This window comes from Acidovorax sp. BL-A-41-H1 (genome assembly GCF_051942715.1).
In genome coordinates, this window is the sequence record NZ_JBPVJQ010000006.1 from 181,136 (window position 1) to 205,521 (window position 24,386).

Consider the following 24,386-nt stretch of genomic DNA (forward strand, 5'->3'; position numbering starts at 1 on the left):
GGTATCGGGGCAAGCGCTCGGGATCAGCCGGGCTGGCCAGCCCGTGCTGGCAGGTCGGGCTCGAAGGTCTTGATGCCCGCGCCAATCAGATCCGGGGCAATGTCCAGCGCCCATGCAGCGCCGATGGCCGCCAGCAGGGCGTCGGTATCGGGCACCACGGCATTGCGGCCAAAGGTCAGCTCGGACAGCGGGCCCAGCACATGTTCGGCATTGCCGGTGGCCAGCACCACCCGGCCGTTCTTGACCACCACCGCGCGGCCATTGCCGTTGGCGCGGTGCTCTACCACCAGGGGCAGCGTAGCGTCCTGCGCATACAGCACCACCGCGCCGTCCGACAGGGGGGCCAGGTCGGCCACCTGCGGGATGGCGGCGTTCAGCACCGCAGCGCCTTCGGACAGGACCACGTCCACCTGGGTGCGCATCACCTTGGTCATCTGCTCCTGCTCGTGCACGTCGAACTCGGCCAGCGTCTCCACGCCGTCCATGTCGGTCACCACGCCCACCTGGCAGCGGTCGTACGCCAGGCCATCACGCAGGATGGTGCGCGCGTTGCTCTCGATCACGGCGGCCTGCACCATCTTGTTCATCAGCAGGCGGTGTGCGGCTTCCCAGTGGGCGCAGTCGGTGGTTTCCATGCAGCGGCGGTCGAGGAACATGCCCTCGGTGCAGGCCAGGCCGGTGTGGTGGCCGCCCAGGTGCAGCAGCCAGCCCACCAGCCGGGCAATGGTCGACGTGCCGCGGGAACCGGCCACGCCCACCACCGGAATGCGGCCGGGTTGCACATCGCCGTCTTCGCTGGGGAACAGGTGCTCCACAATGGCCTGGCCGACCGGGCGCGGCGCGCCTTCAGCAGGCTTGAGGTGCATCAGCAGGCCGGGGCCGGCGTTGACTTCGACAATCGCGCCGCCCTGGGCCTGCAGCGGTTTGGAGATGTCCATCGCCACCATGTCGATGCCGGCAATATCCAGACCCACCACCTTGGCCGCCAGGGCTGCGATGTAGGCCACTTCGGGGTGCACGTCGTCTGTGCAATCCACCGCCACGTTGCCGTTGCGCTCGATCACCACCTGCCGGCCTGCGGCGGGCACGGCATCGGCGGCCAGGTCCTGGCGTTTGAGTTCCAGCTGCACCTTGGGGTTGGTGGCGATGTCGATGATCTCCAGCGGGTACTCTTCCTCATACCCGCGCCGAGGGTCAGAGTTGAGCTGGCTGTCGATCAGCTCGCGCACGGTGGAGCGGCCGTTGCCGGTGATACTGACCACCTCGCCGCGGGCCGCGGCCACCAGCTTGCCATTGACCACCAGCAGGCGGTGCTCATTGCCGGGGATGAAGCGCTCGACCATCACGTCGCTGCCCTCGGGGTAGGCCACGTGGTAGGCCGCCTCGATGTCTTCCTGCTTGCGCAGGTCCAGCGTCACGCCGCGGCCGTGGTTGCCGTCCGATGGCTTCACGACCACAGGCAGGCCGATGTCCTGCGCGGCTTCCCAGGCTTCTTCGGGGCTGTTGACCACCTGGCCTTCGGGGATGGGTACGCCGCACGACTTGAGCAGGCTCTTGGTCAGGTCCTTGTCGCTGGCAATGCCTTCGGCGATGGCGCTGGTGTATTCGGTCTCGGCCGTCCAGATGCGACGCTGGCTGGCGCCGTAGCCCAGTTGCACGAGGTTGCCGTCGTTCAGGCGGATGTGCGGGATGCCGCGGTCGGTGGCGGCAGTGACGATGCAGGCGGTGCTGGGGCCGAGGTACTGGTCGTCCACCTCGGTGCGCACACGCGCCACGGCGGCCTTCACGTCAAATGGCTCGTTGTTGATGGCCGCCATGATGAGTGCGTGGCCCTGGGCCAGCGCCACGCGGGCCACCTGCTCGTCCCGGGCGCGGAACACCATGCGGTACACGCCGCGCTGGCTGGTGCTTCGCGTCTGGCCAAAGCCCGTGGGCATGCCGGCCAGGTTGAGCAGTTCGATCACGATGTGCTCGAGCACATGGCCGCACCAGGTGCCTTCTTCCAGCCGCTGCAGGAAGCCGCCGCGCTCGCCTACGCCGCAGTGGTGCTCGATCAGGGCGGGCAACCACTGCGTCAGGCGGGCGGTGAATCCCGGAATGGTGTGCGACGGATAGTCTTCCAGCTCCCCCAGGTCCAGCCAGACCTCCAGCACCGGGCGGTAGGTCCAGATGTTGGGGCCGCGCAGGTAGTTGATGCGAAGCAGTTGGATGTCGTTGAGTTTCGCCATGGATTGCAGCGTTGGTGTTGGCCTGGCCCCGCCGGCAGGGCAGGGCAGATATGGGGATCGCCCGAGATTGTGCGACAGTCTGGCGCGGCGCGGCAGTGTCAGCGAAAAGTGGGGGTGGAGCGTTAACGGGGGGATGCGCCCTGCAGCGGTGCCGCTGTGCCGGCACATCGCGGAGAATGCGCTCTCCCGTGCAGCCGGTGACCGATGGCGGCCGGGGGCGGAAATACCAGACAAAAATGCAACATCACCATTCTGTGGACGCCTCGGGTGTCTTCGCCAGCCCCGTGGGGGCTGATCTGCGGGCCCTGCTTTCTTCCCATGAGAACGTGCTGGCTGCGCTGCAGGTTGACCTGAGCGCCGACCTGCGGTTTGCCGAGGGCTGGGTGGTGGTCACTTCCGGGCGGCTGCTGGCCTGCGCGGCGGGCAGCACGCAATGGCAGTCGTGGCCGCTCGGCAGCGGGCGCTCCCTGCAACTCCAGGACCACGGCGGCGTAGGCGCCCTGTCGCTGCACGACGCGGATGCGCGGCTGGCCTTGTGGCGTTTCACGCTGGCCCACCATGCTCAGGCGCTGCGCCTGGTGCAGCGCTTTGAAGACCAGAGCGCCCGGGCGGTGGGTGGCACGCTGCATGGCAGCCTGGACGCCCAGGCCGATGAACCCGCCTGCCCCACCTGCCACACGCCGCTGCCGCCCGATACCGATGAATGCCCGGCCTGCGCCCGCGCGCAGCCACCGCAAACATCTACCTGGGTGCTGCTGCGCCTGTGGCGCTTTGCGCGGCCCTACCGCAACCAGCTGGCCGCCGGTTTTGCGCTGACGCTGGCGTCCACCGCCGCCACCCTGGTGCCGCCGTACCTCACCATCCCGCTGATGGACGACATCCTGATCCCGTTTCAGAACGGCAAGCAGATCGAGCCGGGGCTGGTGCTGCTGTACCTGAGCGGCCTGCTGCTGTCGGCCCTGGCGGCCTGGGGGCTCTCGTGGGCGCGCACTTATATATTGGCGCTGGTGTCCGAACGCATTGGCGCCGACCTGCGGACCACCACGTATGAGCACCTGCTGCGCCTGTCGCTCGACTACTTTGGCGGCAAGCGCACGGGCGACCTGATGGCACGCATTGGTTCCGAGACCGACCGGATCAACGTGTTCCTGTCGCTGCACGCGCTGGACTTCGTGACCGACGTGCTCATGATCATGATGACGGCGGCCATTCTCTTTTCCATCAACCCGTGGCTGGCGCTGGTCACTCTGGTGCCGCTGCCGTTCATCGGCTGGATGATCCACACCGTGCGCGACCGCCTGCGCACCGGGTTCGAGAAGATCGACCGGGTGTGGTCGGAGGTGACCAATGTGCTGGCGGACACCATTCCGGGTATCCGCGTGGTGAAGGCTTTTGCCCAGGAAAAGCGCGAAGCCCAGCGCTTTCGCGACGCCAACCAGCACAACCTGGAAGTCAATGACAAGCTCAACAAGACCTGGAGCCTGTTCACCCCCACCGTTTCGCTGCTGACCGAAATCGGTCTGCTGGTGGTGTGGGCGTTCGGCATCTGGCTGGTATCGCAGAGCCAGATCACCGTGGGTGTGCTCACGGCGTTCATCGCTTACATCGGCCGGTTCTACGGGCGGCTCGATTCCATGAGCCGCATCGTCTCGGTCACGCAGAAGGCCGCCGCGGGAGCCAAGCGCATCTTCGACATCCTGGACCACGTCAGCAACGTGCCCGACCCGGCCCAGCCAGTGAAGGTGGACAAGGTGCAGGGAGCCATCACCATGCAGGGCGTGGGTTTCCGCTATGGCAGCCGCGCCGTGATCAAGGATCTGAATCTGAACATCCGTCCGGGCGAGATGATTGGCCTGGTGGGCCATAGCGGCTCGGGCAAGAGCACGCTGGTCAATCTGATCAGCCGTTTTTATGACGTGAGCGACGGCTCCATCCAGGTCGATGGCATCGACATCCGCCGTTTTGCCGTGGCCGACTACCGCCGCCACATCGGCCTGGTGTTGCAGGAGCCGTTTCTGTTCTTCGGCACCATTGCCGAGAACATTGCCTACGGCAAGCCCGAAGCCACCCGCGAGGAAATCGTGGCTGCCGCCCGTGCTGCCCATGCCCATGAATTCATCCTGCGCCTGCCGCACGGCTACGACTCGCTGGTGGGCGAGCGCGGCCAAGGGCTGTCGGGCGGCGAGCGCCAGCGCATCAGCATTGCGCGTGCGCTGCTGATCGACCCGCGCATCCTGATCCTGGATGAAGCCACCTCGGCGGTGGACACCGAGACCGAAAAGGAAATCCAGAAGGCGCTGGACAACCTGGTGCAAGGCCGCACCACCATCGCCATTGCCCACCGCCTGTCCACCCTGCGCAAGGCCGACCGCCTCGTGGTGATGGACCGCGGCGAGGTGGTCGAGGTCGGCCCGCACGACGAGTTGATGGAAAAGCAGGGAGCCTACTGGCGCCTGTACGAGGCGCAGGCGCGCCGCGCCGAGGAAGACGCCCAGGCAGCAGGTGTCATCATCGACAGCAGCCTTCTGCATCCAGCCCACCCCGCTGGCCAATCCTGATCTCCTGAATCTTCGGTTCGCCCCCATTCGCCATGTCCACAGCCACGTCTACCCCTTCGCCTCGCCACCCGGTGGCCGTCCAGATGGCGCGCAATGCCCATGGACGGCTGGTACTTGTGATGGCCGACGGCTCGCGCCACGAAGGGGTCACGCCAGTCCGCGCGTTTCCGATTGCGGCGCCGGCCGAAGGGCTGTCGCTCATCGGCCAGGATGGGCACGAGCTGCTGTGGCTCGACCATCTCGATCAGCTGCCCGCTGACGCGCGTCAGCTGGTGGAAGAAGAGCTGCAGGTGCGCGAGTTTGTGCCCACTATCGAGAAAATCGTTGCGGTATCGAGCTTCTCGACCCCCAGCACATGGGACGTGGAGACCGACCGGGGGCCGGCCCGCTTGGTACTGAAGGCTGAGGAAGACATTCGCCGGCTGGGCGGGCGCACACGCCTGCTGATTGCCGGAGGCGACGGTGTGCAATTTCGCATTGCCGACACCACTGCGCTGGACCGGCAGTCGCGCCGGATCCTGGAACGCTTTCTCTGAGCTGCTGACCGCAGGAGCGCCACCGCAGGCGATCCGGGCGGTGGTGGATTGAAGGCCCTGCCGCAGGCGCGCCCCAAGGTAGGGTGTCGCTGCCTGCTTCAATAGCCCTGTGCTTGCGCCGACCTCGCCGGCGTGCGGCAACCTCATTGCTGGCTGATGATGGATCGCGGCACGTACGTCCAGTCCGAGGCCTTTCCAATGTGTGAACCGCTCTAGGCCTTGTCCTACAGGTTCTCCGACCCCGCCGTCGCAGCTTTGGTCAGGCCGCGCCCCAGTGAAAAGGTAAGTGAAAACCCTTAATTTCGGTCGATCCCTCAAAAAGACCTAAATTTCCCCTTCTTTTTGCCGTAATGAATGTACGACGACGGCGTAAAGCCGTCAGAACACACTCAACTTCCGGGCCATTGTCATGCAACTGCCACCTGTCGACCGATCGCCGAGTTGGCGTCCTCAGGGCGCTGATTTGTATTCCACTGGCGCCTCTGGCGCCCCTGCGGTGCGCCCCATCAATGCGCCCAACCCTGTCGAGTCCATGGACCGGATGGGGGAGGGGGCCATCGTGAAGGCGCCCGACAAGCCCTCCGCCCCGGACTCTCCCAACCGGGACTGGACCGCAGTGAAAAAGCAGGAAACGGTAGAAGAGCCCCCTGAACCGCCTAAGGAGCCCATCTACAAGCAGCTGCTGGAACTCATCCAGTCGATGTGGCGCGCCAGCGGAACTGCTGTGGAGGTGGCCCAGGACATCAACAAGATGACGATGCAGGAGCGCCTGGCCCAGCAGGTCAAGAACGAACCCCTCACGTATTCCGACCCGAAGATCAAGCGCACTGGTGGTCTGTAAGCGGTCCTGCGCGACCGGAATCTGCGCTTTGGGTAGAGGGTTCGACACACCGTACTGCTGTGTCGGCGCAAGCTCCTTCACACGGTTGGTGTGATGCCCCCTCTTTACCTCTTCTTCGCGCGGCGTCAATGTCGTCGCTACAAGCGGCACTTTTATCCGTTACTGCACCGCGCTGTCAGGGTTGTGCGCCGCCGCCTTGCTGCGCTCGCGTTCAGCCCGGTATTTCGCGGCAAAGGCGCGGACTTCCTCATACGACACGTACTGGTCGTGATTCGTGTCCGCATCGTCAAACGCTGCGGACAGCCGCGGAAACAGTAGCACCTCGCTCCGGCTGAGCCGGCCATCCCCATTGATGTCCAGCATGCGGAAATCGCGCATCGCCTTGACCTCGCCTTTGGAGGGGCTGGAGCTGTACTCAGGGGGTTGAGCCGGCTCTGGCCCTGAAGTCTGCGCCCACGCAGGGACCAGCAGGGCCGCGGCCCACAGGACCATCGGATAGAAGAGAAATCTTGGCAATGTCAGCTCCTGTTGCAGGCGTGCATGGTTGCACAGGCCTGCACTGGCAGGGCGACTTGCAACCGCCTTTTGCAGCCTTCACCTCTGGATTGCAAGGCTTTGCAATTCTTTTCGGGCCGCGGCGCCAGCGCCAGATTGCAAAGGTGCAACCGCGTGCAGGGCTGATGCAGCGCAAAGGTCAGACCTTTCCAGGATCAGGCACGTTGGATATCCCGCTGCTTACATGCCCTGCTGGCACATGCCGCGCGGCGGATGTGACGTGGCCTGTCTGGTCATCGAAAAAGAAGTCGGGCTCGAACTCCCTCAGGAAGGGCCCTTTTTCCAGGCCCCCGAGAAACATCGCCTCATCCACGCTGATGCCCCAGTCGAGCAGCGTGCGAATGGCGCGTTCGTGTGCGGGTGCGCTGCGGGCCGTGACCAGCGCCGTGCGCACGCGCATGGTGTGCGAGGCGTGCGCGCCCTGCTGCAGACGGTGCAGTGCCGCCAGCAGTGGCTTGAACGGGCCGCCCGCCAGCGGCATAAGGGCCTTGTCGACTTCGTTTTCCTGAAACGCTGGCAGGCCCGCCTCCTGGTACACCCTCTCGGCTTCGTCGGAGAAGAGCACGGCGTCGCCGTCAAAGGCAATGCGCACTTCGTTCGGAAAGCGGTCGCCTGCGGGCGTGGAGTCCGTCATCACGCGGGCGGCGGGGAAGCCGATCGACAGCGCCTGCCGCACATCGGCCTCGTTGGCAGACAGGAACAAATGCGCACCCAGGGGTCGCAGGTAGGCAAACGGATCACGCCCGCGTGTGAACACGCCGCGCTCCACCCGCATGCCGGCGGCCTGGGCCGATGCAAACACGCGCATACCGCTGGCCGGGTCGTTGCGCGACAGCATCACCACCTCCACGCGCTGGGCATCGGGCGTATTGAAGGCCAGCAGCTTGCGCACCAGCGAAAACGCCACGCCCGCGCGGGCCGGCTGGTGCACCAGTGCGAGCTGGTGGCGCATGTACGCCTCTTCGTCGCCGGATTCGAAAAGCAGGTTTTCCTCTTCGAAATTGAACAGGGCCCGCGAGGAGATCGCGACCACCAGCTTGTCGTTAAGCGTCACTGCCATGGTGTCATCCGCAGGAAATCGTTGCCAGACCGCGCGGCCAGGCCGGCAATGAAAAGTGACATCGATACCGTCACTTCACGAACTGGTTGAGCTGGATGATGGGCAGCAGCACCGCCAGCACGATCAGCATCACGATGAGGCCCATGCTGACGATGAGCAGCGGCTCGAGGATCGTCGCCAGCTGCATGGCGCGGCGCTGGACCTCGGTGGAAAGCTGGCGGGCCGCACGCTGCAGCATCAGCGGCAGCTGCCCCGTCTGCTCGCCCAGGCGGGCAAACATCGACAGCAACCCCGGGAAGCGCTTTTTCTGCGCCAGGGCAGACGCCAGCGGAGCGCCCTCACGCACCAGCACCAGCGCGTCAAGGGCGTCGGCGCGCAGGGCGCGGTTGTTCAGCGTCTCGGCCGCTGCCTGCAGCGCCTTCAGAATGGGCACGCCCGCACCGGCCAGCATGGCCAGCGTGCCGGCAAACCGGGCCGCGTTGTAGCCGCGGGCCAGTTTGCCCACCAGCGGCAGGTTGAGCCAGGCGGCGTCAAAGCGTTCACGGAACGCGGGCATGGTCAGGGCCCAGCGCATGCCCGCGGCACCCAGTACCCCCACGATCAGCATGGCCCAGCCGTAGCTGCGCACCAGTGCGCTCAGGCCCAGCATGGCCGTGGTGAGAAAAGGCAGCGCGCGCTTGGTACCGGCGAATACGCTGGCCACCTGCGGCACCACGTAGCCCACCAGGAACAGCACGATCACAATGGCCACTACCGTGACGATGGCCGGGTACAGCGCCGCGCCCACCAGCTTGGCCTTGAGGGCCTGGCGCTCTTCCAGGTCGTCGGCCAGGCGCTCCAGCACCAGCCCGAGGTTGCCGCTGTGTTCGCCTGCGCCAATCACCGCGCAGTAGATGTCCGAAAACTCGCGCGGGTGTTGCGACAGTGCACGTGCAAAGGTCGAGCCCGCGTTGACCTCTGAGCGCAACGCCGCCACCAGGTTGCGCTGGCGTTCATCGTCGGCCTCGTCCGACAAAGCCGTGAGCGCGCGCTCGAGCGGCAGGCCCGACGACACCAGCCCGGCGATCTGCCGCGTCCAGATGGCCAGGCCCGTGGCGTTGAACACCGGCCGGGTGAAGAGCCGCTGGCCCAGGCTGGCACTGGTGCCGTCCATGGACCGCCCCGTCTGGACCGGTTCCACCGACAGCGGCACCAGCGCCTGCGCACGCAGCATGCTGCGCGCTGCCTTCGCAGTGTCGGCCTCCACAAGGCCCTTGCGGGTTTGGCCCTGGGCATCCAGGGCTTCAAAAGAAAAAGCGGGCATTCGTGCGGATGGTCAGTAGGGCTCGGATCGCAGGGCCGGGGGAATCGTCCGGGTCAGGGCTGGGCCCGTCGCAGCTTGCGATGGTATCTGCTCATCGTAGCCGCCCCTTCCTGCGGGACATCGTCAGGAGTCGGCGGCGGGTCGGCCTTCCCGGCTGGCCGATGGCGCGCGCGTTGCGTCATTCACTGGCCGGCCTCAAAGCTGCAGCCATGACGCAGGTCAAGGCGCATCGGCACCGCCTGCGCACAATGAAACATGGCCGCCGCTCGGGCTGCGGCGTTCGCTCACCAAAGGAGTCTGGAATGCTGAATGGCAAAGTGGCACTGGTAACGGGTGCATCGTCGGGGATCGGGCGCGCCATCGCGCTGGTGTGGGCGCGCGAGGGTGCCAAGGTCGTCGTGTCCGATGTGAATGTGGCCGAGGGCGAAGAAACTGCCTCCTTGGTCCGTGCGGCAGGCGGCGATGCAATTTTCGTCAAGGCCGACGTGGGCAACCCGGCCGACTGCGAAGCGCTGGTGCAGCACACCGTAGCGCACTATGGCCGGCTGGATGTGGCGTGCAACAACGCTGGCATCGGTGGCCCGCAGGCACCTACCGCCGATTACCCGCTTGATGGCTGGGCCCAGGTCATCAACATCAATCTGTCGGGCGTGTTCTACGGCATGAGGTACCAGATCGCCGCCATGCTCAAGAGCGGCGGTGGGTCCATCGTCAACATGGCGTCGATCCTGGGTGCTGTGGGATTCGCGGGCGCGCCCGCCTACACGGCAGCCAAGCATGGCGTGGTCGGGCTGACCAAGGCGGCAGCCATGGAATACAGCGCCCACGGGGTACGCGTGAACGCCGTTGGCCCGGCTTTCATTCATACGCCCATGATTGCCGGGCTGGAGCAGGACGCGGGCATCAACGCCATGCTGGTGGGTGCGCACCCCATCGGCCGGCTGGGCCAGCCCGAGGAGGTGGCCGAGCTGGTGGCCTGGCTCGTCTCTCCCAAAGCGTCGTTTGTCACAGGCGCCTACTACCCGGTCGATGGCGGTTATCTGGCGCGCTGACACTGGCCGCATGGCAGACGGAGCAGGCCCGGCGTTTCACCCCAGGCGGCAGCGTGGGCCCGCCAAGGCGCCTTGGGCTTTGGCTGCGCTGCCGTCAGGCTGCCGTGGCGTGCGCGCCCGCTGCCAGTTCGGCGTGTGCCTGCGCTGCAATGTCGAGCGAGCGCAGGCGCAGTGCCGGGTCGTACACGTCGCTCACCAGCATCAGTTCGTCGGCCCCCGTGGCCTCGATGAGCCGCGCCATGCCGTCGCGCACCGTGTCTGGTCCGCCGATCACGGCTGCAGCCAGAAAGTCGCTGATCGCCGCCCGTTCCTGCGGTTGCAGGCGGGCATTGAAGTGCTCGACCGGGGGCAGCAAGCGCCGCCGGTCGCCCGTCAGGATGCCCAGCACGCGCTGGTGCGTGCTGCTGGCCAGGTACTCGGCCTCTTCGTCCGTGGGGGCGGCAATCAGCGGCACACCGATCGCCACATAGGGCCGCGGCCATGCGGCCGACGGACGGTACAGGCTGCGGTAGAGCGCCAGCGCCTGGTGCAGCATTCGCGGTGCAAAGTGCGAAGCAAACGCGTAGGGCAGGCCGCGCTCGGCGGCCAGCTGGGCCGAGAACAGGCTGGAACCCAGTAGCCAGATGGGCACGTTGGTGCCTGCACCGGGCATGGCAATCAGGCGCTGGCCAGGCTCGGCCGGTGCCAGCAGGCGCTGCAGCTCGGCCACATCCTGTGGAAAGTCATCGGCAGTCTCCACCCGGCTGCGGCGCAGCGCGCGCATGGTGGCGGGGTCAGTGCCCGGCGCGCGGCCCAGGCCCAGGTCGATACGCCCGGGATGCAGCTCGGCCAGCGTGCCAAAGGCCTCGGCCACCACCAGCGGCGCGTGGTTGGGCAGCATCACGCCGCCCGAGCCCACGCGGATGCGCGATGTTCCGCCAGCAATGTGGCCTATCAGCACAGCAGTGGCCGAGCTGGCAATGCCCGCCATGTTGTGGTGCTCGGCCAGCCAGTAGCGGGCAAAGCCCAGCCGCTCGGCGTGCTGCGCAGTGCGCAGGGCGATCTGCAGGGCGTCAGCCACCGTACCGCCTTCGCGGACGGCCACCAGATCAAGCATGGAAAGGGAAGTGCGGGGGGCAGAAGCGGTCATGGGTGCATTGTCCTGCGGCCTGCAGATCGCTGCACTGTGCCGTGTAAAAGCTGGCAGTGCAAAAAGGGTCGGCTTCATGCACGCACCTCGCCTGTGAAAGCCTCGCCATTTTTTGTTGGTCAAACCCGAAAAGGGCGAACAGAATGTTTCCATTGGTTGCGCATCTTCGGAATGGCGGCTCCGTGGCCGCCCGGGGCGTAACCCTACAAGGATCACGCATGGGTTTTTTCAGCCGGCTGTTCAAGATCAGGGAGCAGGACCCCACCAGTCCCGACACGACCTGGGCGATGGAAGACAACGGCAGCGAACTGGTGCTCGACGCCGAGTACGCCACGATGCTGATGACCGAGCTGGACATCGACGCCGCCATTGCCGGCCACGAGAGCTATCGCGTGCGGTTGCACGACATGGTGTCCGGCCGCTCGGCAGAAGTCATGCGGCCCGAGCGCATCTGCCATGACGACCGGTGTGACCTGGGCCGGTGGCTGTACGGCACGGGCAAGGTGCGGCTGGGGCACTTCCCTGCGTTTGACATGCTGGTGGCGCGCCACCGGTACTTTCACGAGCAGGCCGCCGATGTGGTCATGGCGTTCCAGTCTGGCGACCAGCAGCGCGCGGCGCAGTTGCTCAACAGCAGCTGCAGGCATGCCTCCAATCAGGTGCTGCTGTTGCTCAAGGAGCTCAAGCGCGGGCTGGGGCGGTAGGGCTCGGCCTTTCGGCAGTTGCATGGGCCACGGCGGCCATGGAGCCGATACACATGATCAGCGCCCAGAGGCCGCTTTTTCAGTAACTTCGCCCATCCTTGTACATCGCGTGCTGCCGCCGGTTCAGCGTGGCGGCTTCGCCCAGACGCCCCATGGCGGCGCCGGCATGGGCGTGGGTGATGGCCATGCCCAGGCCGTCGGCGGCGTCGGTGCCTGGCAGGCCGGGCAACTGCAGCAGGCGGCGCACCATCTCCTGCACCTGACTCTTGGCGGCGCGGCCGTGGCCGACCACAGCTTTTTTCATCTGCAGGGCGGTGTATTCGGCCACGGGCAGGTTGCTGGCCACCAGGGCAGTGATGCACGCGCCGCGGGCCTGGCCCAGCAGCAGGGTGGACTGGGGGTTGACGTTGACGAACACGATCTCGACCGAGGCCACGTCGGGCTCGTAGCGCGCAGCCACCTCAGTGATGCCGTCGAACAAAATCTTCAGCCGCCCGGGCAGGTCGCCCAGGGCCAGCGTGGTGGTGCGGATGGTGCCGCTGGCCACGTAGCTGAGCCTGTGGCCGTCCATGTCCACCACGCCAAAGCCGGTGGTCTGCAGGCCCGGGTCGATTCCAAGGATGCGCATTGCTATTATATTGATAGCTGTCAGGGTAAATAAAACCAGGACGTGAAGCTGTTTTGACTATAAACCGAAGTACCAGCGCACCGAATGGAAGAACACCGGTGCCGCAAAGCACAGCGCGTCCACCCTGTCCAGCAGCCCGCCCGCACCCGTGACCGACATGCCCTGCATGCCCCAACTGGTGATGCCCCGGTCGCGCTTCAAAGCCTTCATCACCAGATGCCCCAGACTGCCCGCCAGGCAAGCCAGTAGCGCCATGCCCAGCGCCTGCCCGGGCTTGAACGGCGTGATGAACGTGAGCAGTGTGCCGGCCAGCCCGCCTGCAGCCACGCCCGCCAGCCAGCTGACCCACTGAAAGCTCTGGCTCACGTTGGGCGCCACGGGCTTGTGCGGAAAGCGCCGGCCCAGCAGGTGTTGCACCACCATGCAGGTCTGCACCACAAACACCAGAAAGAACACCAGAAAAGCGCCCTTGTCGCGATAGCCCGGAAAGTCGAGCAGCAGCAGCGCGGGTACGTGGCTCATGCCATACACGCAGACCATGATGCCCCACTGCAGCTTGGCGTTGCGCTCCAGAAACCGCTCGGGGTCATTGGCCAGCGCGCTCACCACGGGCAGCGCCAGAAACACGTACACGGGGATGAACACCGTGAACAGGTCGAACATCTTGCTGCCCACGATCCAGAACTGCAGCGGCAGCACCACAAAGAACGCGAGCACCAGGCTGCGGTGGTCGCCGCGCCGTGTGGGCGAGAGCGTGATGAACTCGCGCAGCGCAAAAAACGCCACGATGGCAAAGAGCACCGTGGCCACCGTGTCGCCCAGCACCCAGCCCACCCAGAACACCGTGGCCATGCCCCAGGAGGTCTTGAGCAGCCCCCAGAAGCGCCGCGCCTCCAGCGCATCGGCCTCTGCCTCCGGATCGTCGCGCGGATGCTCGCGCAGCGTGCGCACGAAGGCCCACGTGGTGACGATGGACAGGATGCCGAACACCACCACAAACAGTGCGCCCACCTGCTGGGCCGCGGTCAGGCCGCGCAAGAAGGTATTCATGGCGCTGCCCGATCTGCAACGCGGTGCTGTGGCGCGATGTGCCGCGTCGCGAAATGGCCAGGGGCGTGACGATGCCGCAGCGTGGATGGATGGTGCATGTCAGATGTCCCTCAGCGCCAGCACCGCGGCCCGCGCACGGTCGAGAAAAGGCCGGCGCTCCTCGCCACGCTCCAGCGCAATCGGTGCGCCAAACGTTACCGAGCAAAGTATGGGCACGGGCACCACTTCGCCCTTGGGCATCACCCGCTGCACGTTGTTGATCCACGCTGGCACCAGCACCACCTGCGGAAACATCTGCGCCAGCTTGAACAAGCCCGACTTGAACGGCTGCGGCTCATCGCCATGGCCGCGCGTGCCTTCCGGAAAGATCACGATGGAGTCGCCGCTTTCCAGCGCCTGCACCAGCGGCGCCAGCGGATCGGTAGAGGGCAGGGCGGCGCGCAGCTCCTCGGGCGTGGGCGCGCGCGGTGGTGCCTCGGGTGAGGGGTCGGGCCCGCCCGCCATGGCGGTGTCGGCATCGGCCCCGCCACGGGCCATGGCGTCCACCACGCCCACTGATTCAGACGGTGCGGCCGGGGCGGGGCGGGCTGGTGTGGCCTGCCGGTCCACATACACGGCGTTGAACACAGCCGTGGTGATCCACTGGCGAAACGGCGTCTTGGTCCAGTAATCCTTGGCCGCAATGGGCCGGGTGATGGTGCGCAGCTCTTCCGGCAGCGCCGCCCAGATCAGCACCATGTCGGCATGGCTCTGGTGGTTGGCAAAGTAGATGCGCTGCTCGGCCTTGGGCGGGCAGCCATACCAGCGCGCCTGGGAGCCCGTGAGAAACCGCACGATCCCCAGCAGGAGGAAACTCATCAACTTGGCAAGCATGGCGGGGATGATACGGGGCGGCTCGCCTGGCAGCCGGATCACTGTGCCCAGATGCGATACGCCCAGAAAGCCTCTTCGCCGACGATGCCTTCATACAGCGCCTGCGGGGCGTAGCCGGTCATGCGGCGCGTGACGCGGCAAAGGTGCGATTGGTCCGAGAAACCCGCGCCCGCCGCTACATCCGCCCACTTCACGTGGCCTTGGGCTGCATCGGCAGCAATGGTGTCGAAGAACGCCTGCTCGGCCTTGCCAAAACCGCGCAGCTCTCGCATGGGCAGTCCTGCCCAGCGCTTGATGCGGCGCTCCAGCTGGCGCAGGCTGCGGCCCGGGGCCGACATGGCGGCGCGTTGCGCCAGGTGCAAGGCCCAGTCGCCGTAGCGCTCCGCGTGCAGCGCCTGCGTGGGGCGGCAGGCCTGCCAGAGCGGTTCCAGAAACGCCTCCAGACATTCAATGCGCGCGGCGTCATCGGTCTGGAATTGCACGGCGTTGCACATCGCTATCCAGTCGGGCGGCAGCACGGTCTGCGCATCCACCAGACGGTCGGTCAGGGTCTCGGGTTCCAGGCCTGTCAGCAGATGCAGGGCGTCTGGCATGAACATCACCATCATGGCGTGGGTGGGTGCCGCGCAATAGCTGCTGCTGGGCCGGGTGTGGGGGCCTGCCAGCACCCATCGGCCGGGGTAGGCCTCGCGCGGGCTTTGCAGGCCGGGCATGGTGTCGGGGCGGTCCGCCACCATCGCCTCGCTACCTCCCTGAAACCACCAGCTCAGGCTGCACAGCGGCGTGGCCGGGAACCGGTTGATGCGCTGTTCATCACCCAGCCTGTAGCCAACCGTGCTGCGCACCATGGCGCCACGCAGGCACGCTGACAGGTTGGCGCGCGGCAGCCACAGCTGACCCGAGGGAATCAGGCCCGGCGGGTGTCTTGGAGACGGTGGGACCAGGGTTGCCATGGGGCGCGAGTGTAGGTCAGTGGTGATGTCGGATTCGTTCAATACCTGGGTCGCTGCTGCACTGCACCATACCCGTCATGAATAACGCCGCTCCCACCACCGCGACCCCGTCCACATCGGCCTTGCCCTCCCCGGCACCGCTTGCGGCAGCGCTGCACCCGCAGCCTGGTGGCCCGTCCAGCCGCTGGTGGGGTCTTCCCCTGCTCCGGGAGATGCGGGCCGACTACCTGGGCTTCGTCACCCGCCTGCAGCGCGAGCACGGTGATCTCACCCGCATGCGCCTGGGCAACGAGGATGCCTGGGATCTCATGTCCCCTGACCTCGTACGCGAGGCGTTGGTCACCCATGCCCATCACCTGATTCGCTGGGAGCGTGGTATCGCGGTGTTCGAGCAGGTGTTCGGCCAGAGCGTGCTGGTGACCGAGGGCGACACGTGGCAGCGCCAGCGCCGCATGCTGATGCCCGCGTTTACGCCCAAGCGCGTGGCGGGCTACGCGCAGCTCATGACCGATGCCGCGCGCACCGCGCTCGATGCCGCTGTTCCGTCGGGCCAGCGCGAAGCCCTGGTGCCGATCGACACGCTTTGGACCGATGTGGCCATGGACGTGATCCTGCGGACGCTGTTCAGCGAGTCAGCCCAGGCCGATGCGCGTGACGCAGCCTGGGCGACCCAGACGCTGTCCGAAACCGCATTCCGGGAAATGTTCATGCCGTTCACCTTGCCCGACTGGCTTCCCCTGCCAGGCAAGGCGGCCAAGCGGCGGGCGCTGCAGGCGCTCAAGGGGCTGGTGCGGCGCCGCACCGATGCGCGCAGGCGCGAGGCGCTGGACGCCGCGGGCGCTCCACCGCGCACCGACCTGCTGCACATGCTTCTGGCGCTGCGCGACGAGGCCACTGGCGAGCCGCTGTCGCCGCAAGAGGTGTTCGACCAGTGCATCGTCAGCTTCCAGGCCGGGCATGAGACCAGCGCTACCACGCTGCTGTGGTGGAGCCGCCTGATGGCCGAGCACCCCGACGCGGCGCAGCGCGCGCAGGCCGAGGTGGATGCCGCACTGTCACCCGGCCAAAACCCGGGGCCCGAATACTTGACCCGGTTGCCCTATCTGACAGCCACACTCAAGGAGGCACTGCGCGTGTACCCTCCCATTGCCGCGCTGATGACGCGGCGCACCACCGCGCCCATTACGCTCGGCGGCGTGGCCGTGCCACAGGGCGCCATGTTGCGGATCACGCCCTGGGTGCTGCACCGCGACGAACGCTGGTTTGCGCAGGCAGACCAGTTCGTCCCCGAGCGCTTCATGGATGGCGCTGCGGACATTCCCAAGGCTGCGTGGATTCCCTTTGGCATTGGCCCGCGGGTCTGCATCGGGCAGCACTTTGCGATGCTGGAGATGACCCTGCTGGCGGCCATGTTGCTGCAGCGGTATCGGCTCAGGCTGCCGGAGGGGGCCGCACCGTGTGCGCCCAAGCTGCATGTGACCTTGCGGCCGGAAGCGCCGATGAATCTATGGCTGCTCCGGCGCTGACCAGGTAACCAACGTACCTGCTGGGTAAGGTCAGCCTGGGTGTGCGCCGCCACCGTAGCCCGAGTCGGTCAGGGAAGCGCCGCCGAATCCATCCGCCCCAGAATCGTCCGCGTCCGCCCCGCCAGATACGCCGACCCTGGCATCTTCTCGAACCGCTTGGGCGCAGGCAGCATCACCGCCAGACGCGCGGCCTCCGCGGGGGCCAGCTTGCTGGCGCTCTTGCGAAAGTAGTGCTGGGCGGCGGCCTCGGCGCCGAACACGCCCTGGCCCCACTCGACGTTGTTCAGGTAGATCTCCAGGATGCGCTCCTTGCTCAGCAGCTTTTCCAGCGCCAGCGTGAGCACGAATTCCTGGCCCTTGCGCAGCAGGGTGCGCTCGCCCGAGAGCAGCAGGTTTTTGGCCAGTTGCTGGGTGATGGTGGAGCCGCCGCGGATCTTGGGTTCACGCGCGGGGCGGTCGGGCGCGCGGGCCTGGGCGCGGCTGGCCAGGGCTTCGGCCTTGGCGTTGCGTTCCCAGGCCTTTTCGATGGCGTTCCAGTCCACGCCCTCGTGGTTCACAAAGCCGTCGTCTTCCGACGCGATCACGGCGCGCTTGAGGTGGTCGGAGATCTGGGCGTAGGGCACCCACTGCTGGCGCCATGGAACGCGGCCCGTGGTGGAGATGAGCGACCACGCCTCCGAGCGCTGGAACGTGGTGGATTCGGGGTCGATGGCCGCCATGGCGGCGATGCGCAGCACAAAAAAGAGCTGCAGGGCGACCAGTGCGAAGAGCACCATGCCCAGCCAGCGCAGTACGGCTTTCATCGCAGTGTCGGTCCTGGAGTCTGGCGTTGGTTACGAACTGGCATGACCTTGCGGCATCGTGCTGGCCGAACTTGTCGAAGCCTTGCGCGGCGCTTGAGCAAGCTCAGCGTCAACGGTTCAAGGGGTGCGTGCCAATCCATGATGGCTCAAGCGGCCTGCTGCATTTCACGCAGCACTTGCGTCGATGGCGGGCGCACGCCACGCCACAGGGCAAAGGCTTCGGCGGCCTGTTCCACCAGCATGCCCAGGCCGTCGCGGGGCGTGGCGCCGTGGCGTTGGGCCCAGTCCAGAAAGCCTTGAGCCGCGGGGCCGTACATCATGTCGTAGGCAAGGCTGCCGGGCCGCAGCACGCAGGCGGGCACGGGCACATCGCCCCCGGCCAAGCTGCTTGCGGTGGCGTTGATGATCACATCGAAATCGGTCTGGAGTCCAGGCAAATCAATGGCTGATAGCTCTGCTTTTTGTAGCGCAGCCAGTGCGCTGTGCGAGGCGGCCAGGGCCTGTGCCCTGGCCACGGTGCGGTTGGCAATGGTGATATGCCGTACACCCGCATGCAGCAGCGGGCCCAGCACCCCGGCGGCTGCGCCGCCCGCGCCCACCAGCAACACGCGCGCGCCCTGCAGGCTCACGCCCGCATTGCGCGTGATGTCGGCCACCAGGCCCAGGCCGTCGGTGTTATCGGCGTGGATGCTGCCGTCGGGTTGGAAGACCAGCGTGTTGGCGGCGCCTGCGAGGTGCACGCCTTCGCTGCACTGCGAGGCCAGCGCCGGCACTTCGAGCTTGAACGGCACCGTGACGTTGCAGCCGCGTCCGCCCTCGGCAGCAAACGCGCGCACGCCCTCGGCAAAGCCGTCCAGCGGGATCAGGCGGCGTTCGTATCGGATGTGCTGGCCGGTCAGTTCGGCAAAGCGGGCGTGGATGGCGGGCGAGCGGCTGTGGGCCACCGGGTTGCCCATCACGCAGTAGAGGTCGGCAGGGGTCGTCGTCATACGGGTTGGGGCGTTGTGCAGCGGGGGCGCAGGGCGGCGGCAATCGGCATCAAGAGACAAGGCATGGGCTGCAACTGCGCGGCGCGCACGTGGCAGGCCGGGGCACTAGCGGACGCTGGTCTCCAGCGTCTGGTCGCGGGTGAACTTGAAGCGCGCCACCATCGCAATCTGGTCGGCCTTCTTGCGCATTTCGGTGTCAAACGCGCCAAACGGGCCGGCGGCGCGGGCAATGGCTTCGGCGCGGCGGTCGAGTGTGGGATTGCCTGAGCCCTGGACCACTTCGGTGGCGAGCACGCGGCCGTCGTGGTTGACGGTGACGATCATGGTCAGCTCGCCATAGAGTTTCTTGCCGCCCTTTTCCGGGAAGTTTTCGGTGCCCTTGTCCTCGACCTTGCGGCGCAGTGCGTCGTAGTAGATGGCGTAAGACTCTTCCCGCGTGGCGGGGCTGATGTAGCGCTTCTTGGGGCGGGAGTTCTCTTCGTTGATGCGCTTTTCGATCTCGGCCAGCAGCTTGACGAGCTGGCGGCGCTTTTCCTGCTCGGACAACTGTTCGGCGCTCTGGCTGTGTTTGCGCGGATCGGGTTCGGGCATGGTGGCCAGCTGCTTGCGCAGCTGGGCCAGCAGCTGGGCCTGCTGTTCCTGCATGGCGTCGAGCTTGCGCTGCTGCTCTTCGAAGTCGTCGCCGATGGCGGTGAGGGCGGAATACGGCAGCGGGCTGGTGGCACGGCCCTTGGCGGCATCGCCGCCGCCGGCCAGATTGGACTGCGCAATGGCCTGGGCCTTCTCGGGGCGCTCGTTGGATTTGGCATTGACCAGAATCACTTCGAGCGGCGTGTCCTGGAACACGCGGTTGAAGCCCTCGGGGTCGATGAAACGCACCGAGATCACCGCCGCATGCAAGGCGGCCGACACCAGCAGCGCCACCTGCAGGGTGCTGAACGTGCGGAGAAAAGCGGGCAGTTTCATTGAAGGCGGCGTACGTGGAGCGGGCGGGTTCTTCAGGGTGGCAGATTATCCCCGCCGCAGGGCTTCAGCTGCCAGCGGCAGGTGCAACGGCGGTGTCGGCGTCGGACATGTCCACCGCGATGGCAATCGGCCCGGCCACGGCTTCTTCGTCTTCGCCCTCGTCCCCCACCGGGCCATCGTCGCTGGTGTCGGCTGGGTCGTCCAGCCGCTCGATCACGGTGCCGTGGATGTCCAGGGTGATCTCGTCCACCTCGCCCAGCTTCACCTTGAGGCGCGCGCCGCGCGGCAGGTTTTGTGCGCCCAGCACGGGGAACACCAGCGGAATGTCGTCGGCCCGCACCAGAAAGCTGCCGCCCGGGCCTTCCTTGAAGACGGTGGCATTCAGTTCGGTAATGCCGTTCTGCTCCACATATTTCAGCGTCCAGAAGCGCTCCATGCCCGCCTGGTAGCCGTTGTAGGCGCTGTACGCCGTGTCGAAGCTGCTGATGATCGAAAACAGGTCCGCATCCTTGGGCTTGAACGGCGCAGCCAGCGCCGCCGTGGCGCCGTGGCGCGCGCAGGCAATGATCTGCCACTGGTTGACCAGATCGGTGTAGCGGCGCAGGGGCGAGGTTGCCCACGAGTAGGCTTTGACGCCAATGCCCGCGTGCGGCAACGCCTTGGTGCCCATGCGCACCTTCACGCCGGGCGCCATGCTGGCCTGACTGCGGTAGATGCCGGGCACGCCCAGCTCGGCCATCCAGCTGCCCCAGGTGCTGTTGGCGACGATCATGGCTTCAGCCACGATCAGGTCGAGCGGCGCGCCGCGCTGGCGCACGCTGATCTGCACCTGCTCGTTGCCCGTGGGCTCGGCGCCGTCGTTGCCCACCAGGCGGAAGTTGTAGTCCGGCCGGTTGAAGTTCTCGGGCTTGCCGCGCACCACTTCGCGGCGGGCCTTGAGCTCTTTGGCCAAGCGGTGCAAAAATGATAGCTGCGGGCGCAGATCGGACAGGCGCTGCGGGTCGTTTTGGTGCTCAAACGCGGGGTTCGAGAGCCATTCTTCCGTCACCACGCTGTCGAGCTGGTCATGGCGCAGGTTGGCGGCCACATGCACGCGCTCCAGCTTCGTCTCGGAGCTTTTGAACTCCAGCGTGGCTTCGTCGATGGTGACGTACAGCGACACGGCCGGGTTGGCGCGGCCTTCATCCAGTGTGTACGTTTGCACCACATCGTCGGGCAGCATGGTGATCTTGTAACCCGGCATGTACACCGTGGACAGGCGCGCGCGGCCCAGCTGGTCGATGGCGCTGCCCGGCTGGATGGCCAGGCCCGGCGCGGCGATGTGGATGCCCAGCACCACGGTGCCGGTGCCCAGGCCCTGCACCGACAGCGCGTCGTCGATTTCGGTGGTCTGCGAATCGTCGATGGAGTACGCCTGCGCGGTGGACAGCGGCAGCTCATCGGCGATGACCGGGGCCGTGAGTGCCGGGAAGCCCGTGCCCTTGGGGAAGTTGTCGAACAGAAAGCGCTTCCAGTGGAACTGGTAGCTGGAGTCGATGGCCCCCGCCTTTTGCAACAAATCGAGCGGCGCGGTGTGCGTGGCGCGGCTGGCCTCGACCACGGCCTTGTATTCGGGCGCGTTCTTGTCGGGCTTGAACAGGATCTTGTAAAGCTGGTCGCGGACGGGCTGGGGGCATTCGCCCCGGCCCAGGGCGGCGGCCCACTCGTCGATCTGCGCGAGGACGGCCTTTTTCTTCTCTATGGCGGCCAGCGCCTGCTGCAGGATCTCGGCCGACGCCTTCCTGAACCGGCCCTTGCCAGCACGGCGGAAGTAGTGCGGCGCGTCGTACAGGCGAAACAGTGCACCGGCCTGCTGTGCCAGCGTGGCATTCTCCGAAAAATAGTCGCGTGCGAGGTCGGCAAAGCCGAACTCGTCTTCAGGAGCGAACTCCCAGGCCAGGTCCAGCTCGATGGATTCGGCCACGGCCTGCGCCTGGGCCATGAAATCGGCCGGGGCGGGCTTTTCAAACTTGAGGAGGATGTTGGCCGCCTTGGCCTTGACCCGTTTGCCCGAATCGAGCTCGATCTGGGCGGATGTGTCGGCTTCAGACAGGATACGTCCGGCCATGAACTTGCCGGCTTCTTCAAACAATGCGTGCATGGCGAGGATTGTCCCATGGGCGCCAGCGCCCCCCGGGGGCGACTGGCTGGGTCTGTGCCCGGCGCCAGCACCTATGATGGCCGGCTTTCGGCACGCGGGCGGCGAAGTCGCCCGGTTTGTACCCCTCCTTCCCCTTGCGCCCCTACCTGCCCTCCACGACCGCGGACACGGTCCTCAGGCAGCCGCCTGCTTTTGTCGCCCTGGTGGCAGCGGTGGCGGTGGCGTTGCCGTTCCTGTTTGCGTTCACCGACGCGCCGACGGCCAATTTCTGGCCCGTGGTGGCGTCGTGGGTGTGCGTGGCAGCGCTGCTGCTGGTGGCAGCTTTCTGGCCCGCAGGGCACCGGTTCTGGGTACAAGCGCTGGCCCGCGGGCTCGTAGCGGCCGCGGTGGTGTCTGCGGGCGTTGGTCTGGTCCAGTATTTCGCGGGAGATGTAGGGATTTCGCCGTGGATCTATGGTTCCACGCCCGGGCAGGCGATTGGCAACCTGCGCCAGCGCAACCAGCAGGCCACGCTGATGGGCCTGGGCGCGTGGGCGCTGCTTTGGTCGCTGCAGCAGTGGCGGTCGGCGCGTGCAGCAGAGGTTTCAGGCGATGAAAACCCTGGCGTTGCGCCAACCCCTTGCCTGCCGGCGCTGGCGCTGCCCTTTGCGCTGATGGCGTGCATGGCGGTGGGGGCCGCCGCCACGGCGTCGCGCACCGGCGCGCTACAGTGGCTGATGCTCCCGCTGTTGCTGTGGCTGTGGCACCGCTGGCGCGCACGGGCCGCGCTGGGCCTGGCGCTGGCAGGGTTGTGCGTGTTCGTCGCGGCCGCCCTGGTGCTGCCCGAGCTGCTGTGGAGATGGCATGGCGTGCAGGCGGACGCCCTGTTCGAGCGGTTTGCCGGCGATGTGCAGGCGTGCAATGGCCGCACGGCCTTGTGGACCAACACCCTCACGCTCATTGCCCAGAAGCCCTGGCTGGGCTGGGGCTGGGGCGAGCTGGGCTACGCGCACTATGTGACCCTTTTTCCCGACACCCGCTTTTGCGCGCTGCTGGACAACGCCCATAACCTGCCGCTGCACCTGGCAGTAGAGCTGGGGCTGCCCACCGCCGTGGCGCTGCTCGCCTGCGCGGGGGGCTTGTGCCTGGCTGCTTCGCTCTGGCGTGAACGGAATCCCGCCAGGCAACTGGCCTGGGGCGTGCTGGCCATCGTGGGGCTGCACAGCCTGCTGGAGTACCCGCTGTGGTACGGGCCGTTTCAGCTGGTGTGCCTGCTGTCGGTGGCGCTGCTGGCGGTTCGCCCCGGCAAAAGGCCTGGCCCGGATGCTGGCGCAGGTTTTCGCACAGTGCCCGCACTGGCAGCTGCCCTGGTGCTGGCCGTGTGCGCCGTGGCCGCGTGGGATTACCACCGCGTGAGCCAGCTCTACAAGCCCGCGGCCGAACGTTCGCCCGCACACCGGCTGGACCCGCAGTCGAGCGTGCCTGGCGCGCTGCTGTTCAACAGCCAGCGCGAATTTGCAGTGCTCACCACCACCCCGCTCACGCCCGAAAGTGCGGCGCGCGTACACGCGCTGGCGCGGCGGGTGCTGCACTATTCGCCTGAGCCCCGGGTGATACAGCTTCTGATCGACAGCGCAGCGCTGCTGGGGTACGACGACGAGGTGGCCTTTCACACCGAGCGCTACCGGCGTGCCTACCCGGAGGATTTCGAGCGCTGGCGTGCAGGGCCCGCCGCGGTTTCGGCAGCCGCATCGCGTTAACCGGTGAGCTGCCCCGTCGGCCCGGGCGCTCAGGCCAGCCGCAGGAACCGGGCCACAGCGGGCAGGTGGTCGGCAAACGCCAGCAGCGCGTGCTCGCCCCCTTCCAGCAGCGTGACCTGCGCCGCGGGGTAGCGGGCGGTCATTTCGCGCCAGTCCAGCACTTCGTCACCCTTGGCGATGATGGCCATTTCGGGTGCGGCGGGTGGGCGGGCGGCCATGTCCAGTACCTGCAGCTCGCCGATGTATTCGGGCAGGAAGAAAAAGCGCTCGGCCGGGTCATGCCAGCTGGTCTGCTCGCCGATGTAGCGGGCCAGATCGCGCGCCGGGTGCACGGCAGGGTTGAGCATGACGCTGGGGCAGGCCATCTGCTGCGCCACCCAGCTGGCATAAAACCCGCCCAGCGACGAGCCCACTACCGCCATGGATGCGCGCGGCCATTGCGCAATGCCCTGCGCCACCATCGCCATGGCGGCCCGGGGCGAGGGCGGCAGCTGTGGCGCCCAGAAGGTGACTTGCGGATGGCGCTGTTGCACATACGTCGCCATTTGCCGGGCCTTGGCCGACTGGGGGGACGAACGGAAGCCGTGCAAGTACAGCAGGTGCGTGGTGGAACAGGTCATGGGTGGCAGACGGGGCGGACGGGGCAGAGGCAGCAGGGCAGGGGAATCACTTGCTGGACACGTGCTGGCGCGGGCATAAGATGGCAGCCACGGACGCCGCACTGTGCGGCGCTTCGATCCGGCCTCGCACTGC

At 66.8% G+C, this 24,386-nt stretch carries 21 protein-coding genes; 7 read left to right on the plus strand and 14 right to left on the minus strand.

What is annotated here, in order from left to right; all coding sequences use genetic code 11:
• Nucleotides 1–23: 23 nt before the first annotated feature.
• Entirely contained in the window at nt 24–2,228 is a 2,205-nt protein-coding gene (locus ACTPOI_RS14020; protein ID WP_440109789.1) for a cyanophycin synthetase, read from the minus strand.
• Between the two features lie 236 nt (nt 2,229–2,464).
• Between ACTPOI_RS14020 and ACTPOI_RS14025 the strand changes: the two genes are divergently transcribed.
• The 3 genes from ACTPOI_RS14025 to ACTPOI_RS14035 all read left to right on the plus strand — a co-directional run bounded on the left by ACTPOI_RS14025 (nt 2,465) and on the right by ACTPOI_RS14035 (nt 6,163).
• Nucleotides 2,465–4,786: a cyanophycin metabolism-associated ABC transporter gene (locus ACTPOI_RS14025; protein WP_440109791.1), complete on the plus strand. Its 2,322-nt coding sequence runs from the start codon at nt 2,465–2,467 to the stop codon at nt 4,784–4,786.
• Nucleotides 4,787–4,818: 32 nt separating this feature from the next.
• Nucleotides 4,819–5,322 carry a cyanophycin metabolism-associated DUF1854 family protein gene (locus ACTPOI_RS14030; RefSeq protein ID WP_440109793.1) on the plus strand — a complete coding sequence of 168 codons (504 nt, stop codon included), beginning with the start codon at nt 4,819–4,821 and terminating at the stop codon, nt 5,320–5,322.
• Between the two features lie 409 nt (nt 5,323–5,731).
• Nucleotides 5,732–6,163 carry a hypothetical protein gene (locus ACTPOI_RS14035; RefSeq protein WP_440109795.1) on the plus strand — a complete coding sequence of 144 codons (432 nt, stop codon included), beginning with the start codon at nt 5,732–5,734 and terminating at the stop codon, nt 6,161–6,163.
• Between the two features lie 159 nt (nt 6,164–6,322).
• On the opposite strand, the gene ACTPOI_RS14040 is transcribed toward ACTPOI_RS14035, so the two are convergent.
• The 3 genes from ACTPOI_RS14040 to gspF all read right to left on the minus strand — a co-directional run bounded on the left by ACTPOI_RS14040 (nt 6,323) and on the right by gspF (nt 9,081).
• The gene (locus ACTPOI_RS14040; RefSeq protein WP_440109797.1) at nt 6,323–6,679 is read right to left on the minus strand and encodes an EF-hand domain-containing protein; all 357 of its coding nucleotides are present in this window, start codon (nt 6,677–6,679) and stop codon (nt 6,323–6,325) included.
• A 178-nt stretch (nt 6,680–6,857) separates the two neighbouring features.
• Nucleotides 6,858–7,778, minus strand: a complete 921-nt coding sequence (locus tag ACTPOI_RS14045) for a 5'-nucleotidase (protein WP_440109799.1) — start codon at nt 7,776–7,778, stop codon at nt 6,858–6,860.
• Nucleotides 7,779–7,848: 70 nt separating this feature from the next.
• Nucleotides 7,849–9,081: a type II secretion system inner membrane protein GspF gene (gspF, locus tag ACTPOI_RS14050; RefSeq protein ID WP_440109801.1), complete on the minus strand. Its 1,233-nt coding sequence runs from the start codon at nt 9,079–9,081 to the stop codon at nt 7,849–7,851.
• Between the two features lie 302 nt (nt 9,082–9,383).
• Between gspF and ACTPOI_RS14055 the strand changes: the two genes are divergently transcribed.
• Nucleotides 9,384–10,133 carry an SDR family NAD(P)-dependent oxidoreductase gene (locus ACTPOI_RS14055; protein WP_440109803.1) on the plus strand — a complete coding sequence of 250 codons (750 nt, stop codon included), beginning with the start codon at nt 9,384–9,386 and terminating at the stop codon, nt 10,131–10,133.
• 94 nt (nt 10,134–10,227) lie between these two features.
• On the opposite strand, the gene ACTPOI_RS14060 is transcribed toward ACTPOI_RS14055, so the two are convergent.
• Complete coding sequence (locus ACTPOI_RS14060; RefSeq protein WP_440109805.1) at nt 10,228–11,262, minus strand: LLM class flavin-dependent oxidoreductase; 1,035 nt, start codon at nt 11,260–11,262, stop codon at nt 10,228–10,230.
• Nucleotides 11,263–11,480: 218 nt separating this feature from the next.
• On the opposite strand from ACTPOI_RS14060, the gene ACTPOI_RS14065 reads away from it, so the two are divergent.
• Entirely contained in the window at nt 11,481–11,966 is a 486-nt protein-coding gene (locus tag ACTPOI_RS14065; protein ID WP_440109807.1) for a CZB domain-containing protein, read from the plus strand.
• A gap of 79 nt (nt 11,967–12,045) precedes the next feature.
• Here ACTPOI_RS14065 and ruvC read toward each other — a convergent pair whose 3' ends face one another.
• From ruvC to ACTPOI_RS14085, 4 genes are all read right to left on the minus strand, one after another.
• On the minus strand, nt 12,046–12,594 hold the full coding sequence (gene ruvC, locus ACTPOI_RS14070; protein WP_440109809.1) for a crossover junction endodeoxyribonuclease RuvC: 549 nt from the start codon (nt 12,592–12,594) through the stop codon (nt 12,046–12,048).
• A gap of 57 nt (nt 12,595–12,651) precedes the next feature.
• Entirely contained in the window at nt 12,652–13,644 is a 993-nt protein-coding gene (locus ACTPOI_RS14075; protein WP_440109811.1) for a phosphatidate cytidylyltransferase, read from the minus strand.
• 99 nt (nt 13,645–13,743) lie between these two features.
• The gene (locus ACTPOI_RS14080) at nt 13,744–14,517 is read right to left on the minus strand and encodes a lysophospholipid acyltransferase family protein (RefSeq protein ID WP_440109813.1); all 774 of its coding nucleotides are present in this window, start codon (nt 14,515–14,517) and stop codon (nt 13,744–13,746) included.
• Nucleotides 14,518–14,555: 38 nt separating this feature from the next.
• Nucleotides 14,556–15,470 carry an AraC family transcriptional regulator gene (locus ACTPOI_RS14085; protein WP_440109815.1) on the minus strand — a complete coding sequence of 305 codons (915 nt, stop codon included), beginning with the start codon at nt 15,468–15,470 and terminating at the stop codon, nt 14,556–14,558.
• 77 nt (nt 15,471–15,547) lie between these two features.
• Between ACTPOI_RS14085 and ACTPOI_RS14090 the strand changes: the two genes are divergently transcribed.
• Entirely contained in the window at nt 15,548–16,996 is a 1,449-nt protein-coding gene (locus tag ACTPOI_RS14090) for a cytochrome P450 (protein WP_440109817.1), read from the plus strand.
• A gap of 68 nt (nt 16,997–17,064) precedes the next feature.
• On the opposite strand, the gene mtgA is transcribed toward ACTPOI_RS14090, so the two are convergent.
• The 4 genes from mtgA to ACTPOI_RS14110 form a co-directional block, all read right to left on the minus strand.
• Entirely contained in the window at nt 17,065–17,799 is a 735-nt protein-coding gene (mtgA, locus tag ACTPOI_RS14095; protein WP_440109819.1) for a monofunctional biosynthetic peptidoglycan transglycosylase, read from the minus strand.
• Nucleotides 17,800–17,945: 146 nt separating this feature from the next.
• A complete protein-coding gene (gene aroE, locus ACTPOI_RS14100) occupies nt 17,946–18,788 on the minus strand; it encodes a shikimate dehydrogenase (RefSeq protein ID WP_440109821.1) in 843 nt (280 codons plus the stop codon).
• 105 nt (nt 18,789–18,893) lie between these two features.
• Nucleotides 18,894–19,754, minus strand: coding sequence for an energy transducer TonB (locus ACTPOI_RS14105; RefSeq protein WP_440109823.1), 861 nt, complete (start codon nt 19,752–19,754; stop codon nt 18,894–18,896).
• A gap of 64 nt (nt 19,755–19,818) precedes the next feature.
• Nucleotides 19,819–21,894 (minus strand): ribonuclease catalytic domain-containing protein, encoded by a 2,076-nt coding sequence (locus tag ACTPOI_RS14110; RefSeq protein ID WP_440109825.1) that lies wholly within the window; start codon nt 21,892–21,894, stop codon nt 19,819–19,821.
• Nucleotides 21,895–22,010: 116 nt separating this feature from the next.
• Between ACTPOI_RS14110 and ACTPOI_RS14115 the strand changes: the two genes are divergently transcribed.
• On the plus strand, nt 22,011–23,633 hold the full coding sequence (locus ACTPOI_RS14115; protein ID WP_440109827.1) for a Wzy polymerase domain-containing protein: 1,623 nt from the start codon (nt 22,011–22,013) through the stop codon (nt 23,631–23,633).
• Between the two features lie 29 nt (nt 23,634–23,662).
• Here the strand turns inward: ACTPOI_RS14115 and ACTPOI_RS14120 are convergent, their stop codons facing one another.
• On the minus strand, nt 23,663–24,253 hold the full coding sequence (locus ACTPOI_RS14120) for a YqiA/YcfP family alpha/beta fold hydrolase (RefSeq protein ID WP_440109829.1): 591 nt from the start codon (nt 24,251–24,253) through the stop codon (nt 23,663–23,665).
• Between the last annotated feature and the right edge of the window lie 133 nt (nt 24,254–24,386).